Origin of the sequence: Neisseria animalis, assembly GCF_900636515.1 — a bacterium.
In the GTDB taxonomy this organism is placed as follows: Bacteria; Pseudomonadota; Gammaproteobacteria; order Burkholderiales; family Neisseriaceae; genus Neisseria; species Neisseria animalis.
On record NZ_LR134287.1, the window covers coordinates 645597 to 661459 of the forward strand.

The following is a 15863-nucleotide window of genomic DNA, read 5'->3' on the forward strand; positions in this document are numbered from 1 at the left end:
TGCGCGCTCGGAGTTTTGCTCCGTTTTGCTTTTATGGTAGATGATGGATGCAGTTTGCCTGTGGAGTGGCATGAAAACTTATGAAGGCCGTCTGCAAATCGCTGCATTCGTTTTGCAACGTGATTTTACAGACGGCCTGATGGGTTATTTTGCATAACACGGAATGAAATCAAGCGGCAGGCAGTACAAATAGTACGGGTTGGCGGACTTGCTGCTTTGGTGGCTTGGCAAGCACCCTTTTAAACAAGGTGTGGCAATGCCGTATCATTCTGTATCAAACAACAAAACAATATACGGGGGAGCGTTTAGCCCAGCTTCGCTTTCACCAACTCTTGCACCTGCGCCGGATTGGCCTTGCCTTTGCTGGCCTTCATCACTTGGCCGACAATCGCGTTGAGGGCTTTTTCGTTGCCCGCTTTAAACTGCTCGACGGCTTTGGCATTGTTTGCCAACACTTCGTCCACCATTGCTTCGATGGCGCCGGTGTCGGTGATTTGTACCAAACCGTGTTTCTCGATGATTTGTTCGATGGAGGCTTCCGGTTCCGCCCACATCGCTTCAAAGGCCTTTTTCGCCAGCTTGCTGCTCAAAGTGCCGTCTGAAATTTTGCCCACCAGTGCCGCCAAGCGTGCGGCGGTAATCGGGCTGGCTGCCAATTCCAAGCCTTCTTTGTTCAGCGTGGCCGCCAGTTCGCCGTTCATCCAGTTAGCTACCAGCTTGCCTTGGCCGCTCGCTTTGGCCGCTTCTTCAAAGAAGGCTGCCTGAACACGGCCGGCGGTGAGCAGGCGTGCGTCGTAATCGGATACACCGTATTCCGCCACAAAACGCGCCGCCATTTCTTTCGGCAACTCGGGCATTTCCTCGCGCGCTTTCTGCAACTGGCCGTCTGAAATGATAACGGGCAGCAGGTCGGGATCGGGGAAATAGCGGTAGTCGTGCGCGTCTTCTTTCAAGCGCATCACGCGGGTTTCACCCTTGTCGGGGTCGAACAGCATGGTTGCCTGCTGCACTTTGCCACCGTCTTCCAAAATCTCGATTTGCGCTTCCACTTCGTAATTGATGGCGGCTTCCAAGAAGCGGAACGAATTCAGGTTTTTAATTTCGCGGCGCGTGCCGAATTCAGACTGGCCTTTCGGGCGCACCGATACGTTGGCATCCACGCGGAACGATCCTTCCGCCATATTGCCGTCGCAAATGTCCAGCCAAGTCACCAAGCCGTGCAGGGCTTTGGCATACGCCACCGCCTCGGCGGCGGAACGCATTTCCGGCTCGGACACCACTTCCAACAGCGGCGTACCCGCGCGGTTCAAATCGATGCCCGTCGCACCGCTCAAACCTTCGTGCACCGATTTGCCCGCATCTTCTTCCATGTGCGCGCGGGTAACATTGATGGTTTTCACCTCGTCGCCCACCACGATTTCCAGCTTGCCGTGTTCCACAATCGGCAGATCCAACTGGCTGATCTGATAGCCTTTGGGCAGGTCGGGATAGAAATAGTTTTTGCGGTCGAACACGTTTTTCTGATTGATTTTCGCATCCAACGCCAAACCCAATTTAATGGCTTTGGCCACCGCCTCGCGGTTCATCACCGGCAGCACGCCCGGCAGCGCGCATTCCACCACGCTGGCATGTGCATTCGGCTCGGCACCGAACGCGGTCGACGCACCGCTGAAAATTTTGGATTTGGTGTTTAATTGGACGTGGATTTCCAGTCCGATTATGGTTTCCCAGGTCATGGTTTCATCTCTTTAACAATTAAAATTTTCTAGTAGCCCAAGCGCAATAAATCAGTTTGTAATTGCACACCCCACGCTGGCAGTTTTTCGCTCAGTTGCGTGATGCGGGACTTAGTCAGCCAAAAGATAAGATTAGGCTGCTCATAGGAGTTGTCGTACACAAAGACTTCATGGCAAAGCGGCAGAGCTTGCAATAAATGCTTTGAGGCCGTCTGAAAACGTCGGCGTACCGTGTTGCTGTCAATAAAATGCCCACCCGCTTTGGCTCGTGCGGCCATACGAGCTAAGTTAATAGCCGCATCATCCACGGCAACATCATTCAAACGCACATGAAAGCCGTTTTCGTGCGCCGCTTTCATACGTTGCAAAATGGAGCGGCCAGACAAGGTGGATTCCATTGAAAACGACAAGTGCTGCTGTATTGCGAATTGAAACAGGCTGATGGCTTTTCTGCCTGCCTCCATATCGGCAAGGCGCGGGTGGGCAGGCTTAATCTGCGTTGCGATATGGTCTGAATCAATCACGATTTCAACGGCATCGTGATTGAACGTCCGCAATGTCGATTTGCCTGCGCCATTGATACCGCAGTAGAAAATAGCCAAATTATTCGGCATATTGCACCACTTTTTCCGTGCCGTCGGGGTGGTGTTCGACCAAATCACCGTTGGCGCGGCGGAATGTCAGCACTTCCTGCCGCTTTTTGGCGGCCATCCAAACGGCAAACTGTAATTGCAGTTGACGCTGTTTTTCCACGATTTGTTCGAGCGGTGTCATGCCGGTATTTCCTTTCAGACGGCCTGAGTCTTTTCAGACAGGCGTTTTCGTATGCCAATCGCTGTTCATCTGAATCTGATGGGCAGCGTTTAGCAGCTTGGCTTCGCTGAAGTAATTGCCAATCAGTTGCACGCCCACGGGCAGGCCGTTTGTACCGAAACCTGCCGGCAGGCTGAGGGCGGGGAGGCCGGCAAGGTTGACGGATACGGTGTAGATGTCCGACAGGTATGCCTGAACGGGATCGGTGTTCAGGCTGCCCAGCAACGGAGCGGTGGTCGGGGCGGCGGGGCCTAAAATCAGGTCGCAGTCTTTCAATGCCGTCTGAAAATCGTTGGCAACGAGGCGGCGCAGTTTTTGGGCTTTGAGGTAGTAGGCATCGTAGTAGCCGTGGCTCAAAACGTAGGTGCCGATCATGATGCGTCGTTTCACCTCGCTGCCGAAGCCTTCGGCGCGGGTGTTGCTGTACATTTCTTCCAAATCGCCGAATTGGGCGGCACGGTGGCCGTAGCGCACGCCGTCATAGCGGGAAAGGTTGGTACTGGCTTCGGCGGAGGTCAGTACATAGTAGGCGGGAATGGACAGCTCTGTTTTCGGCAGGGAAACTTCTACCGTTTCCGCACCTTGCGCCTTCAGCAGGCCGATAACCTGCTGCAATGCCGTCTGAACATCAGTACTGTTGTTTTCACCGAAATATTCCTTGGGCAAACCTACTTTCAAGCCTTTCAACGGTTGGTTCAAATCGCGGGTGTAATCTTCTTTTGCACGTTCCAAGCTGGTGGAGTCGCGTTCGTCGAAGCCTGCCATGGCGTTGAGCAAAATCGCGCAGTCTTCGGCGGTTTGCGCCATCGGACCGGCTTGGTCGAAGCTGGAGGCATAGGCCACCATGCCGAAGCGGGAAACGGTACCGTAGGTCGGTTTGATGCCGGTGATGCCGCAATGCGAAGCGGGCTGGCGGATGGAGCCGCCGGTGTCCGAGCCGAGTGCGGCAGGGGCAAGGCGCGCGGCGACAACGGCTGCCGAGCCGCCGGACGAGCCGCCGGGAACGTGTTCCAAATTCCACGGGTTTTTGGTGGCACCGTAAAACGAGGTTTCGTTGGTCGAACCCATGGCAAATTCGTCCATATTGGCGCGGCCGAGCGTCACCATACCTTCGTCCAGCAGGTTTTGCACCACGGTAGCGGTGTACGGCGAGACGAAATTGTCCAGCATTTTGCTGGAGCAGGCACTCTTCCAGCCGGTTTGGCAGAAAATATCTTTAAAGGCAATCGGCACACCGGTAAGTGTGGTGGCTTGGCCTGCAGCGATACGCGCATCGGCAGCGCGGGCTTCGGCGAGGGTTTTTTCTTTATCTAAAGTAATGTAGCCGTTGAGCGCGGGGTTTTTCGCATCGATGGCGGCAAGATATTCGGCGGCCAGTTCGACAGCGGAAATTTGTTTGGACTGCAACAGCTCGGAGGCTTGTTTGAGGGTGTATTGGGGCATGGCGGTATCTTCGGATTCGGGAGTTGGAAGGCCTGTCTGAAAAGTTTTCAGACAGGCATTGTTCGGCGCATTGGTGTTTTTCAGACAGGCATTTCATTTTTTAAACAAGCCTGTCTGAAAACCTTATTCTTCAATCACCTGCGGCACGATATACAGACGGTTGCGCACTTCGGGGGCGACGGCCTGATATTCGGCGGCGCGGTCGGTTTCGGTAACTTCGTCTTCGCGCAGGCGCAGGGCGGCTTCGTGGGGGTGTGCCATCGGCTCTACCCCGTTTGTATCAACGGTTTGCATTTTCTCAACCAGTGTGAAAATGTCGTTTAGCTCCTGAAGAATCTGCGTTTTTTCATCGCCGTTGAGTTTCAGGCGCGAAAGGCGGGCGATTTTTTCCACGTCTTGTAAGCTTAAAGCCATAAAAAATCCTTGTTTGATAGCCAATTTACCCTGTGATAGGGTATCATTGCGTTCATCTTCATATATAAACGAAGAATTATAACCGAAAAATTCAAGGGGTGGCATGGTGTTTTTCGGGCTTTCTCCGCCGTTTGCCGGTGGTAAGGCCGTCTGCAAAAGTATTGTTGCCAAAAGATTGAGTATCTCGTCATTATCATTATCGGGTTTGCCGCGTTGAAACCGTGGCGTGCCCAAACTCAGGTATTTTCATGTTTCGTTTGTTTTCCCGTTTTTTTTCCAATGATATTGCCATTGATTTAGGTACGGCAAACACGCTGATTTATGTGCGCGATAAGGGAATCGTCTTAGATGAACCTTCTGTGGTGGCGGTTCAGGCTGTTGCAGGCGGCAAATCCAAGATTATTGCCGTGGGTACGGAAGCCAAAAAAATGCAAGGTCGTGCACCGCGCAATATCGAAATTGTCCGTCCGATGAAAGATGGCGTGATTGCTGATTTTGACCTGACTGAGCGTATGTTGGGTATTTTGATAAAAAAAGCAACCGAAGGCCGTTCTTTCCTGCCGCCGCGGGTGGTGATTTGTGTACCGGGCGGTTCGACTCAGGTCGAACGCAAGGTTATTCGTGATTCAGCGTTTGCTGCCGGCGCTGCCGGTGTTTATCTGATTGAAGAGCCGATGGCTGCTGCCTTGGGTGCGGGTTTGCCGGTTGAGGAAACTGCTGGCTCGATGATTGTCGACATCGGCGGGGGAACGACTGAAATCGGTATCTTGTCGCTTGGCGGTATTGCTTATTCGGATTCGGTTCGGGTAGGCGGCGATGCCTTTGATGAGAGTATTGTCCATTATTTGCGCCGTCAGCGAGGCGTGTTGGTCGGCGAGGCAACGGCTGAAGACTTGAAAAAGAAAATCGGTTCGGCTTTTGAGTCTGATAATAATATCGGCGCATTGCGGATTAAAGGCAGGGACGTAACCGAGGGTACGCCTAAGTCGCTGACGGTTACTTCCGATGAAATCCGTGAGGCATTGGGTGGGCCGCTGGAGCTGATTGTCCGTGCAGTGCGCTTGGCATTGGAGCAGGCGCCTCCTGAGTTGGCCGGTGATTTGGCAGACCGAGGTATCATGCTGACGGGCGGCGGTGCGCTGCTGCAAGGTTTGGATACTCTGCTGGCTGATGCGACCGGCCTGCCGGTGGGTATTGCCGGAGAGCCACTGAATTGTGTGGCTTACGGTGCAGGCAAGGCTTTGGATTGTATCGGAAAGTGGGATGCCGTATTTGCGGATAATCCTTAATACGGAGCAGAGATGAGATCGTCGTCTTTGCGCTTTGGTGGCGCGGAAAGAAAAAAACTGCTGTGGCGCTTTACCGGATATGTTGTGTTGGCGGTGGCGTTAATGCTGCTCGACAGTCGTTTTGCCGCGGTTCAGACTTTACGTCAAGCGGCGGCTACTGCGATGTATCCATTGCAATGGTTGGCCAACCAGCCTGTTCGCTTGTACCGTCATGTGGAAAATCTTGCCCGTTCGCAGGCGGATTTATTAAGCCAAAACCGTGAGCTGTTGGAAGAAAACGGCCGTCTGCAAATGCGTTTGCAGCGCGATCAGGTGAACCGTAATGAGCTGGCGGAGTTGAAAAAGCTGTATGCTTTACAGCAACGTGACATTGGCGCGGTAGTTGGGGCGGAAGTGATTTCCAACGGTAAAGATCCTTTATCGGAAAAGCTGATTCTTGATAAAGGCAGTATTCAAGGCTTGTCCGAGGGTGATGCGGTTATCGATCAGAACGGCCTTATTGGTCAGGTTACACAGGTTCAGCCTTATAGTGCGGAAGTGACGCTGATTTCCGGTAAGAGAAGTGTGGTGCCGGTTATGGTGGCGCGTACGGGGGAGCGAAGCCTGATATATGGCAGCGGATCGAACGTGGAATTGCGTTATTTCCCAATGGCTTCCGATTTGCAGCCGAATGATGTATTGCTGACTTCGGGGTTGGATAGCGTGTATCCGCCGGGTATTCCTGTGGCTACGCTTGGTAAGGTGGTGCGTGCTTCGGGTACGCCTTATTATGAAACGGAACTTGTGCCGTTTGCGGGATTGCGCGGCAGCAGGTTTGTTTTGGTTTTGCCGTCTGCAAATAACAATAATAAATAATACGGGTAGTTCATGAACGAGTTAGACGACTTTGCTGTTCCGGTACGGCTGCGTACCATTGTGATCAGTTTTGTACTGGCATTGTTGCTGGATTTAATGCCGTTTCCGTTTGAAATGTTTTTTTGGCTGCCGGAATGGACAGCCTTAACACTGCTTTATTGGTCGCTGCACCGTCCGCAATGGAGCGGTATGGGCGTAGCGTTTGTGTTGGGGTTGCTGGTTGATGTAGGGACGGCGGCGTCTTTGGGTTTGCATGCGCTTTCTTATACGGTAATGGTGTTTTTTGTCTTGCGCTACCGTCGCCAAATCATGTTGTATGGTTATGCTATGCAGATTTTTGCTGTGTTGGCGGCATTATTGTGCAACCAAACCGTGCTGGTTGCGGCACGTCTGTTTCTCAATCATCAGATTATTACTTGGCACAGTTTGCTTGCTCCAGTATCGGGAGCATTGGTGTGGCCGCTGTTTAGTCAGATTTTGATGATGTTTTCCGCTTCTTCCCGCCGTATCCGCTGATTATGTTGAAAAAACCGTTTTCTGCAGGTTCGGTTCAAAATTCTACTCCCGAACACAAAGTCAGTATTCCTACCAAACATACCGCTGCCGACCGTCCTGATTTTCTCTTGCGGCTGCTGGTGTCGTTTGCTTTCATCGTATTATTGTTTGCCGTATTGTTGGCACGCTTTGTTTATCTGCAAGTCGTGCGTCATGACGATTTTTCCGGCAGAGCCTCCAGCAACCGCATTATGCTGATTCCTACGCCGCCGGTTCGCGGCGAAATCGTCGATGTCAACGGTGTACCTTTGGCAAGAAATTATTCTGTTTTCTCATTGGAAGTAGTGCCCGGCCGTATCGAGGGCAAAATAGATGATTTGATTGAAACGCTCCGGCAGTATGTGGAGATTACGCCGGCCGATCTCAGGCGTTTTCGGAAATACCGTGAAACCTACCGTAAATATGAAAATATTCCGCTTAAATTAAAGCTGAGTGACGAAGAAGCAGCCAAATTGGCGGTACATCTGCACAAATATCCCGGAGTGGAAGTAAATGCCAGAACATTCAGAGAATATCCTTACGGCAAGCTGACTTCGCACTTTTTGGGGTATATCGGGCGCATCAGCGACCGTGATCAGGAAAAATTGAAAGAGCAGGATTTGACTGCGCTGTACCGCGGTACGACCCATATCGGGAAATCCGGTCTGGAAAGTTATTATGAGCACCAGCTCCACGGTATTCCCGGCTATCGTGAGGTAGAAAAAGATGCATACGGCAATATTGTCAGGGTTTTGAAAGAAGTACCGCCGAAAATGGGGCAAACGCTGCGTTTGGGTCTGGATATACGGGTGCAGCAGGAGGCCGACCGAATTATGGGTAATCGGCGCGGGGCAATGGTGGCTCTCAATCCGCAAAACGGCGATGTGTTGGCATTTGTTTCCAAACCTTCTTTTGATCCCAATTTGTTTATTGACGGTATCGACAGCGAGACATGGAAAGCATTGAATGAGGATTGGCAGCGTCCGCTGATTAACCGTGTTACGCAAGGTCTGTATCCTCCGGGATCGACGTTCAAGCCGTTTATGGGCATGGCTTTGCTGGAAAGCGGCAAAATCAGCCAAAGTACGGTTGTACCCGCTCCGGGAGCGTGGAGCATTCCGGGCAGCAGCCATATTTTCCGCGATTCGGTACGCAGGGGACACGGTACGGCCAACTTGAGCAAGGCCATTCAAGTTTCTTCCGATACGTTTTTTTACCGCTTGGGCTATGAAGCCGGGATTGACCGCATTTCCCCCTATCTTGCCAAGTTTGGCTTGGGTGTGCAGACGGGCATTGATTTGCCGCACGAATACAGAGGTATTCTGCCAAGCAGGGAATGGAAAGCGAAACGTTTTGCCAAAGCCAAAGATCCGAAGACTAGGGAATGGGGCGCAGGGGAGATGGTATCGGTCAGTATCGGCCAAGGCTATAATGCCTATACTCCGCTGCAAATGGCGCACGCTACCGCTTCGCTGTCGAATAACGGTGTGGTGTACCGGCCTCATCTGGTGAAGGAGTTGCTGGATTACGGCAATCGGGAAATAACCCGAATCAACCCGAAGCCTTCCTATCAGATTCCGTTTAAATCAGACAATTTTGAATATGTGAAAAACGCAATGGCGAAAGTTTTGAAGCCGGGAGGAACAGCTTGGCGTATCGGCGGAGCACCTTATACCATGGGCGGCAAAACCGGTACGGCGCAAGTGGTGCAGATTAAGCAGGGTAAAACCTACAATGCGGCGGCCTTGCGCGAGCAGCATCGCGACCATGCATGGTTTATTTCATTTGCTCCGGTGAAGAAGCCGGAAATCGCCCTTGCCGTGATTTTGGAAAACGGCGGCTGGGGTGCGAATGCCGCACCGTTGGCGCGCAGTCTGACTGACTTTTATTTGCTGGATATGAAGCAGAATAATCTTCCTGCTTGGGTTGAGGGTAACAATATCTCTGACAAGTTGCCGGAACATAGGCAAAGGCCGTCTGCTTTTCAGGCGGCCTACGGTGTAGGAGGTTTGCAGGATAAGGAAGAACAGGTGGATTCCACGGGAGGCCGGTATGAGTGAGTATTCCGATAAGCAAGGTGCTGCCGGTAATCCTGCATGGGCTGCCGTTATCCGCCACTTGCGCCAGCCGTTTGATTCATGGCTGTTTTTCTCCATGCTGGCGGTTTATATCATGAGCCTGTTTCTGCTGTACTCGGCGGATGGGCAGGAATTTGGGCAGTTGGAAAACAAAACGCTGCATACGGTATTGGGTTTTGTGATATTGTGGATTGTGGCCGCCGTTCCGCCGCATCAGATAGCAAAATTTGCCTTGCCTGTTTATTTGGTTGGGGTGTTGCTGCTGGTCGGTGTAGAAGTAGCGGGGGTAACGGTAAACGGTTCGACGCGCTGGATAGATTTGGGTATCCGAATCCAGCCTTCGGAAATCATGAAAATCGGCCTGCCGATGACGGTTGCTTGGTATTTCCAGCGTTATGAAGGCAGGTTGCGCCGCCATCACTATTTGGCCGCCATACTGTTGGTTGCCGTGCCGGTTGCGCTGATTTTGAAACAGCCAGATTTGGGAACGGCGATATTGATTACGGCTTCCGGGCTGTTTGTTATTTTTTTCGCCGGGCTGTCTTGGAAAGTGATTTTTGCTGCGGCTGCCGCGTTTGTTGCCGCCTTGCCGTTATTATGGAATTACGGGTTGCACGATTACCAGAAAACGCGGGTGCTGACGCTGCTCGATCCGACCAAAGACCCTTTGGGCAGCGGCTACCACATCATTCAATCCATGATTGCCATCGGCTCGGGAGGCGTGTGGGGCAAAGGCTGGCTCAACGGTACGCAAACTCATCTGGATTATATTCCTGAAGCGACAACCGATTTTATTTTTGCGGTTTATGGTGAAGAGTTTGGTTTGATCGGCAATATTCTGCTGTTGTCGGTATACTTGGTTATTCTCGGACGGGGGCTGTATATTGCCGCCCGCGCGCAAAGTTTGTACAGCCGCGCTTTGGCCGCCTCGCTGACCATGACGTTTTTCTGTTATGCTTTCGTCAATATGGGTATGGTCAGCGGTATTTTACCGGTTGTAGGCGTGCCGTTGCCGTTGGTCAGTTACGGCGGCACGGCGACGATTTCGATAATGATGGTGCTGGCACTGCTGATGGGGATTGCCAATGAGCGGAAGTTCAACAAAGGAAACGGATAAATGGAGCTTGGTGTTGAAATTACCAAATTGATATTGGCATTTATGGTGCTGATTAACCCGTTCAGTGCGCTGGCGATTTATCTTGATTTGACGCGTAATTACAGTTCGCGCGAACGCCGCAGGGTAGCGCAGGCAGCTGCATTGACGGTATTTGTCGTGATTTCCGTATTTGCAGTATCGGGTGGTTTTTTGTTGAAGTTGTTAGGCATCAGTGTCGGATCGTTCCAAGTGGGCGGCGGTATTTTGGTTTTGCTGATTGCGATTTCGATGATGAGCGGCAACGACAATCCTGCAAAGCCTGATTTGGGTACCAGCGAGGAAAACGCCATTACCGTAACCGCGCCGAAAAACAACGGCATGGCTGTTGCAGTTGTGCCGATTGCCATTCCGATGATGATTGGCCCCGGCGGTATTTCTACCGTTATCATTTATGCTTCTGCCGCCAAGCACTATTGGGACATTATTTCCATTATCGCGGCCGGATTAATTATCAGCACGGCTTGCTGTATGACACTGATGGCGTCTGCCAAAATCAGCAAATGGCTGGGCGATACCGGCCTGACTATTCTCAACAGGGTAATGGGCATGATGCTGGCGGCGGTATCGGTGGAGATTATCGTTGCCGGTTTGAAAACGATTTTTCCGCAATTGGCCAATTAAATCTTCCAAACCTAAACATGCCGTCTGCAAAAACCGTATTTTGCAGACGGCATAAAAGTAAATTTTCGCAGTATCGTCGATGGAAACGGCTGTTCTTGTTGCATAAAAACAAAAATATCTGCAAATGTTTTCAGACGGCCTGCCGGATATTTCAATTCACGCACGACCACTAAAGGAGCCACAATGTTTCAAAGCCTCAATGCCGCTGATGGGCGCGAACTGTACCGCCGCGAAGCGCAGACTTGGCTGCAGTTTGCAGGAGAGTTGGCAGAGTTGAGGGAGCGGCAGCGGCAGTTTGCCGCTTTGGGCGTTACCGAACGTACCGCGCGGCTGGCCCAATTTGCCGACCGCTTGGCGGCAAACCAAGAACGTTTGGCGGAAATGGTGTGTGAGGAAGTCGGCCGGTGTCTGCACGAATGCCGCGCCGAACTGAATAAATCAGTCGAGCTGATTCGCTATTACGTCCGTCTTGCGCCCGAACTTTTGGCACATAAAACCATTGCCACCCAAGCCAGCTTGAGCCAAGTACGCTTTGAGCCTTTGGGTACGGTATTGGCGGTAATGCCGTGGAATTATCCGGTGTGGCAGGTGTTGCGTTTTGCCGTACCCGCCGTTTGCGCGGGGAATGCCTGCGTGGTCAAACCTGCGCCGAGCGTGGCCCGTGTGACCGCCGCGCTGTTTGAAGTGGCCGGTGCTGATTTGCCTTTGATTCCGGCGTGGCTGAATCATGAAGATACGCTCAAAGCCATCGAGCATACCGATGCCATGGCATTTACCGGCTCGACCGAAACCGGCAGACTGTTGGCGGCACATGCGGGCAGCCATTTGAAAAAAACCGTTTTGGAGCTTGGCGGCAGCAATGCGTTTATTGTGATGCCCGATGCCGATTTGGCGCAGGCGGCCAAAGATGCCTGTTATTCCCGTTTCCGCGATGCGGGCCAGTCTTGCAATGCGGCCAAGCGCATTATCGTTGCCGAAGCAGTTGCCGATCAATTTATTCCTTTGTTTTTGGCAGAGTGCGCCAAGCTGAAAACCGGCAATCCCAAGCACCCCGATACCACTTTGGCACCGCTGCACCGTTCGGATTTGCGCGAGAAAGTCCACGGCCAAGTGGCGGATGCGGTTGCTCATGGTGCACAATGTTTGACGGGCGGGGAAATTCCGGAAGGCAGCGGTTGGTTTTATCCGGCAACGGTATTGGATCGGGTAAATCCGGACTGCCGCGTTTATCATGAAGAAGTATTCGGGCCGGTTGCCATTTTGCTGCGGGCGCGTGATGAAATGCACGCGATTACGCTGGCCAATGATTCGCCTTTCGGTTTGGGTGCGTGTATTTATACCGCCGATACGGAAAGAGCTTGGCAATATGCCGAAAAGATTCAGGCCGGTTCGGTATTTATCAACCGTCATACCAGCAGCGATTTGCGCCTTCCTTTCGGTGGAGTGAAAGCTTCAGGCTATGGGCGGGAGCTTTCCGAGTTTGGCTTGTATGAATTTGTGAACGTCAAAACCTATTGGCAGAAATAGCGATAGGATAAAAGGCCGTCTGAAGTATGGAAATTGCAGACGGCCTTTTTATAGTCGAATAAAATGAGAATGAGACAAGGCAGCGAAGCCGCAGACAGTACACATAGTACGGCAAGGCAAAGCAACGCTGTATCATTCTTATTTTAAATGACTATATGTTTGAATTTCGGTTTGCAGCGTTGGATTACTCGGAATAAGACGAGGCGGTCAATCCACAGACAGCTACGGATAATACGGATTGGCGAATCGGCTGCTTGAACAATTTGGTTAAGGGTTTTCTTTAAGCAAGGTATCGCAACGCCGTACTATCTGTACTGTCTGCGGCTTCGCTGCCTTGTCTCATTCTCATTTTATTCGACTATAATTAAGCGATGGGGCGGATACGAAGCAGGATAGGAAAAAAGCCGTCTGCAAAATCCATCGGATTGGAAATATGTTTTTCCAACCGGTATTTTTGCAGACGGCTTTATCGTGTTTTATGCCGGATTATTGTTAGGCGGCAAAACGTTTGGCTACTTCGTCCCAGTTAACGATTTCCCAGAAACCTTTCAGGTAGTTCGGGCGGCTGTTGCGGTAGTCGATGTAGTAAGCGTGCTCCCATACGTCGCAAGTCAGCAGCGGAGTGTTTTCGGTAGTCAGCGGGGTAGCGGCGTTGGAGGTAGATACTAAGTCCAGCTCGCCGGCAGGGGTTTTCACCAGCCATGCCCAGCCTGAGCCGAATGTGCCGGCGGCACAAGCGTTGAAGGCTTCTTGGAATGCCTCGAAGCTGCCCCATTTGGCATCGATGGTAGCAGCCAAATCGCCGGAAGGTTTGCCTTGGCCTTTAGGCGTGAAACCCAGCCAGTAGAAGGTGTGGTTCCATGTTTGGGCTGCGTTGTTGAATACGCCGCCGGTAGATTTTTTCACGATTTCTTCCAAAGGCAGGTTTTCAAATTCGGTGCCTTTGATTTGGTTGTTCAGGTTGGTGATGTAGGTTTGGTGGTGTTTGCCGTAGTGGTATTCCAGTGTTTCTTTAGACAGGTGCGGCTCCAGAGCGTCCAGAGCATACGGCAGTTGCGGCAGTTGGTGTTCCATTTCAGCACTCCTTATGGTTTGTGTGTTGTATTGTCGGCGAGGGTTCATTCTGCTGTTTCATTTTGCAGACGGCCTCTTCTGCTATTTTACCTGCGCTGTGTTTAAAAAACCAATAAAACTTGCGCTGCGCTATAATAGTGCATTCTTATTTGTTCTGATTTGGAAATCCGTTATGGACGATTATATGGAGAAGCTGCCTGAAGACAGGGAAATCAGCGCGTTGTCGCTGCCGCCGCATTCGATGGAGGCTGAACAGTCGGTTTTGGGCGGCCTGCTGCTGGAGAATGCGGCGTTTGACCGTATTGTCGATGTCGTTGGTAGTGAAGATTTCTACCGCCACGAGCACCGGTTGATTTTCCGTATCATCGCCAAGTTGATCAACGAACACCGTCCGGCCGATGTGATTACGGTGCAGGAAGCCTTGGAGCGTAATGAAGAGCTGGAGGCGGCAGGCGGATTCAATTATCTGATTACGTTGGCGCAGAATACGCCGTCGGCGGCGAATATCCGCCGTTATGCCGAGATTGTGCGCGAGCGTTCGATTATGCGCCAGCTTGCCGAAGTGGGTACGGAAATTGCCCGCAGTGCCTATAATCCTCAGGGGCGGGACGCGGGGCAGTTGTTGGACGAGGCGGAAAACAAGGTATTCCAGATTGCGGAAAGTACGGCAAAATCCAAGCAGGGATTCTTGGAAATGTCGGAGTTGCTGGAAGAAGTGGTCGAACGGATCGATATGCTGTATTCGCGCGACAATCCCGACGAGGTAACGGGCATTCCCACAGGCTTTATCGACTTGGACAAGAAAACATCAGGTTTGCAGCCGGGCGATTTGATTATTGTTGCCGGGCGGCCGTCTATGGGTAAGACCGCATTTTCGATTAATATTGCCGAATATGTGGCGGTAGAAGGCAAGCTGCCGGTGGCGGTATTTTCGATGGAGATGGGCGGGGCGCAACTGGTGATGCGTATGCTCGGCTCGGTAGGCCGCCTCGACCAGCATGTTTTGAAAACGGGACGTTTGGAAGACGAGCATTGGGGGCGGTTGAACGAAGCGGTGGTCAAACTTTCCGATGCGCCCATGTATATTGATGAAACGCCGGGCTTGACCGCATTGGAACTGCGCGCCCGTGCCCGCCGTTTGGCGCGACAGTACAACGGTAAGCTGGGTTTGATTGTTATCGACTATCTGCAACTGATGGCCGGTTCGGGGCGCAGCGACAACCGCGCGTCTGAGTTGGGCGAAATTTCCCGTTCGCTCAAGGCTTTGGCGAAAGAGCTGCAGGTGCCGGTGATTGCTTTATCCCAGTTGAGCCGTACCGTCGAGCAGCGTACCGACAAACGGCCGATGATGTCCGACTTGCGGGAGTCGGGCGCAATTGAGCAAGATGCCGACCTGATTATGTTTATGTACCGCGACGAGTATTACAATCCTGAATCTCCGGTTAAAGGCTTGGCGGAATGTATCATCGGCAAACACCGTAACGGCCCGACGGGTAAAGTGTTCCTGACTTGGATGGGGCAGTTTACCAAGTTCGACAATGCTGCCTATGTTCCCGAATCCGCGCTGATGGAAGATTAAAACTTCCTTTTGCTGTTGCCAACCGCCTGATGGTGCACGACCATGTTTCACAAATCCGAAGGCTTTACTTTTATAGAAATGCTGCTGGTGCTGGTATTGTCTGCGATTGTTGCCGTGATTGCGCTGCCGAACATGGGCGGCTGGGTGTCGGGCGTGCGTGCGGGCAACCGTGCACAGCAGATTGCAAACCTGCTGCAGTATGCGCGCGGCGAAGCGGCAAGGTTGAATCTGCCGGTATATGTCTGCCCCGCGCAAATCAGGGTGGACGGCAGAGAGCAGGGTCAATGCCGTCCGGAAAACAGGGAGCAGGGTATGACGGCATTTGCCGATGCCAACCTGAACACTTATTACGACGATGACCGTAAAGACTTGTCGCTGAGAACGGTTATCCTGAATACAGACGGCACGCAGGGTGCGGAGAAGAAAACCGGCTACCGCTATCAAATCTGTTCGCATGGCGGCGGCAACTGTTCGGATACCGATAATGTCATCTGGGCATATTATCCTGACGGCACATTCGGATACAGCAGCCGCAATGGCGGCAAAAGCAGCTTTACCTTTGGCGGCGGTTATCTGCGTGTTGTGGTGTCGGAGGCGGCGGGCGCGGAAGATAAAGCCTCGGCAGCGCGTTCCGCCATTGTTGTTGTCGATTCAGGCGGCAGGGCGGAGGTGTGTGCGAAAGCAGATGAGCGCGCCGTTTGCCGCTATCCCGACAGCTAGCGGACGGATTTGGAAAATCGGCTG

At 52.3% G+C, this 15863-nt stretch carries 15 protein-coding genes; 9 read left to right on the plus strand and 6 right to left on the minus strand.

Annotated elements, in window-relative coordinates; all coding sequences use genetic code 11:
- Positions 1-305: 305 nt before the first annotated feature.
- The 5 genes from gatB to gatC form a co-directional block, all read right to left on the minus strand.
- Complete coding sequence (gene gatB, locus EL111_RS03025; protein ID WP_123796134.1) at positions 306-1736, minus strand: Asp-tRNA(Asn)/Glu-tRNA(Gln) amidotransferase subunit GatB; 1431 nt, start codon at positions 1734-1736, stop codon at positions 306-308.
- Between the two features lie 29 nt (positions 1737-1765).
- On the minus strand, positions 1766-2350 hold the full coding sequence (locus tag EL111_RS03030; RefSeq protein ID WP_123796133.1) for an ATPase: 585 nt from the start codon (positions 2348-2350) through the stop codon (positions 1766-1768).
- Positions 2340-2510 (minus strand): hypothetical protein, encoded by a 171-nt coding sequence (locus EL111_RS10490; RefSeq protein WP_162843000.1) that lies wholly within the window; start codon positions 2508-2510, stop codon positions 2340-2342. Before EL111_RS10490 ends, EL111_RS03030 begins: the two co-directional genes overlap by 11 nt.
- 33 nt (positions 2511-2543) lie before the next feature.
- Positions 2544-3992: an Asp-tRNA(Asn)/Glu-tRNA(Gln) amidotransferase subunit GatA gene (gatA, locus tag EL111_RS03035; RefSeq protein WP_123796132.1), complete on the minus strand. Its 1449-nt coding sequence runs from the start codon at positions 3990-3992 to the stop codon at positions 2544-2546.
- Positions 3993-4115: 123 nt separating this feature from the next.
- Positions 4116-4406, minus strand: a complete 291-nt coding sequence (gene gatC, locus EL111_RS03040; RefSeq protein ID WP_123796131.1) for an Asp-tRNA(Asn)/Glu-tRNA(Gln) amidotransferase subunit GatC — start codon at positions 4404-4406, stop codon at positions 4116-4118.
- 248 nt (positions 4407-4654) lie between these two features.
- Between gatC and EL111_RS03045 the strand changes: the two genes are divergently transcribed.
- The 7 genes from EL111_RS03045 to EL111_RS03075 all read left to right on the plus strand — a co-directional run bounded on the left by EL111_RS03045 (position 4655) and on the right by EL111_RS03075 (position 12466).
- Positions 4655-5695, plus strand: a complete 1041-nt coding sequence (locus EL111_RS03045) for a rod shape-determining protein (protein ID WP_123796130.1) — start codon at positions 4655-4657, stop codon at positions 5693-5695.
- Between the two features lie 12 nt (positions 5696-5707).
- Entirely contained in the window at positions 5708-6550 is an 843-nt protein-coding gene (gene mreC / locus EL111_RS03050; RefSeq protein ID WP_123796129.1) for a rod shape-determining protein MreC, read from the plus strand.
- A gap of 12 nt (positions 6551-6562) precedes the next feature.
- Positions 6563-7066, plus strand: coding sequence for a rod shape-determining protein MreD (mreD, locus tag EL111_RS03055; protein ID WP_123796128.1), 504 nt, complete (start codon positions 6563-6565; stop codon positions 7064-7066).
- Positions 7067-7068: 2 nt separating this feature from the next.
- Positions 7069-9144, plus strand: coding sequence for a penicillin-binding protein 2 (gene mrdA / locus EL111_RS03060; RefSeq protein ID WP_123796127.1), 2076 nt, complete (start codon positions 7069-7071; stop codon positions 9142-9144).
- Positions 9137-10279 (plus strand): rod shape-determining protein RodA, encoded by a 1143-nt coding sequence (gene rodA, locus EL111_RS03065; RefSeq protein WP_123796126.1) that lies wholly within the window; start codon positions 9137-9139, stop codon positions 10277-10279. Before mrdA ends, rodA begins: the two co-directional genes overlap by 8 nt.
- Entirely contained in the window at positions 10280-10939 is a 660-nt protein-coding gene (locus tag EL111_RS03070) for a MarC family protein (RefSeq protein ID WP_123796125.1), read from the plus strand.
- Between the two features lie 183 nt (positions 10940-11122).
- Positions 11123-12466, plus strand: a complete 1344-nt coding sequence (locus tag EL111_RS03075; RefSeq protein WP_123796124.1) for an aldehyde dehydrogenase family protein — start codon at positions 11123-11125, stop codon at positions 12464-12466.
- A 492-nt stretch (positions 12467-12958) separates the two neighbouring features.
- On the opposite strand, the gene EL111_RS03080 is transcribed toward EL111_RS03075, so the two are convergent.
- Positions 12959-13540, minus strand: coding sequence for a superoxide dismutase (locus EL111_RS03080; protein WP_123796123.1), 582 nt, complete (start codon positions 13538-13540; stop codon positions 12959-12961).
- Between the two features lie 172 nt (positions 13541-13712).
- Between EL111_RS03080 and dnaB the strand changes: the two genes are divergently transcribed.
- Entirely contained in the window at positions 13713-15119 is a 1407-nt protein-coding gene (gene dnaB, locus EL111_RS03085) for a replicative DNA helicase (RefSeq protein ID WP_123796122.1), read from the plus strand.
- Positions 15120-15161: 42 nt separating this feature from the next.
- Positions 15162-15839 carry a GspH/FimT family pseudopilin gene (locus EL111_RS03090; protein WP_123796121.1) on the plus strand — a complete coding sequence of 226 codons (678 nt, stop codon included), beginning with the start codon at positions 15162-15164 and terminating at the stop codon, positions 15837-15839.
- The last annotated feature ends 24 nt before the right edge of the window (positions 15840-15863 follow it).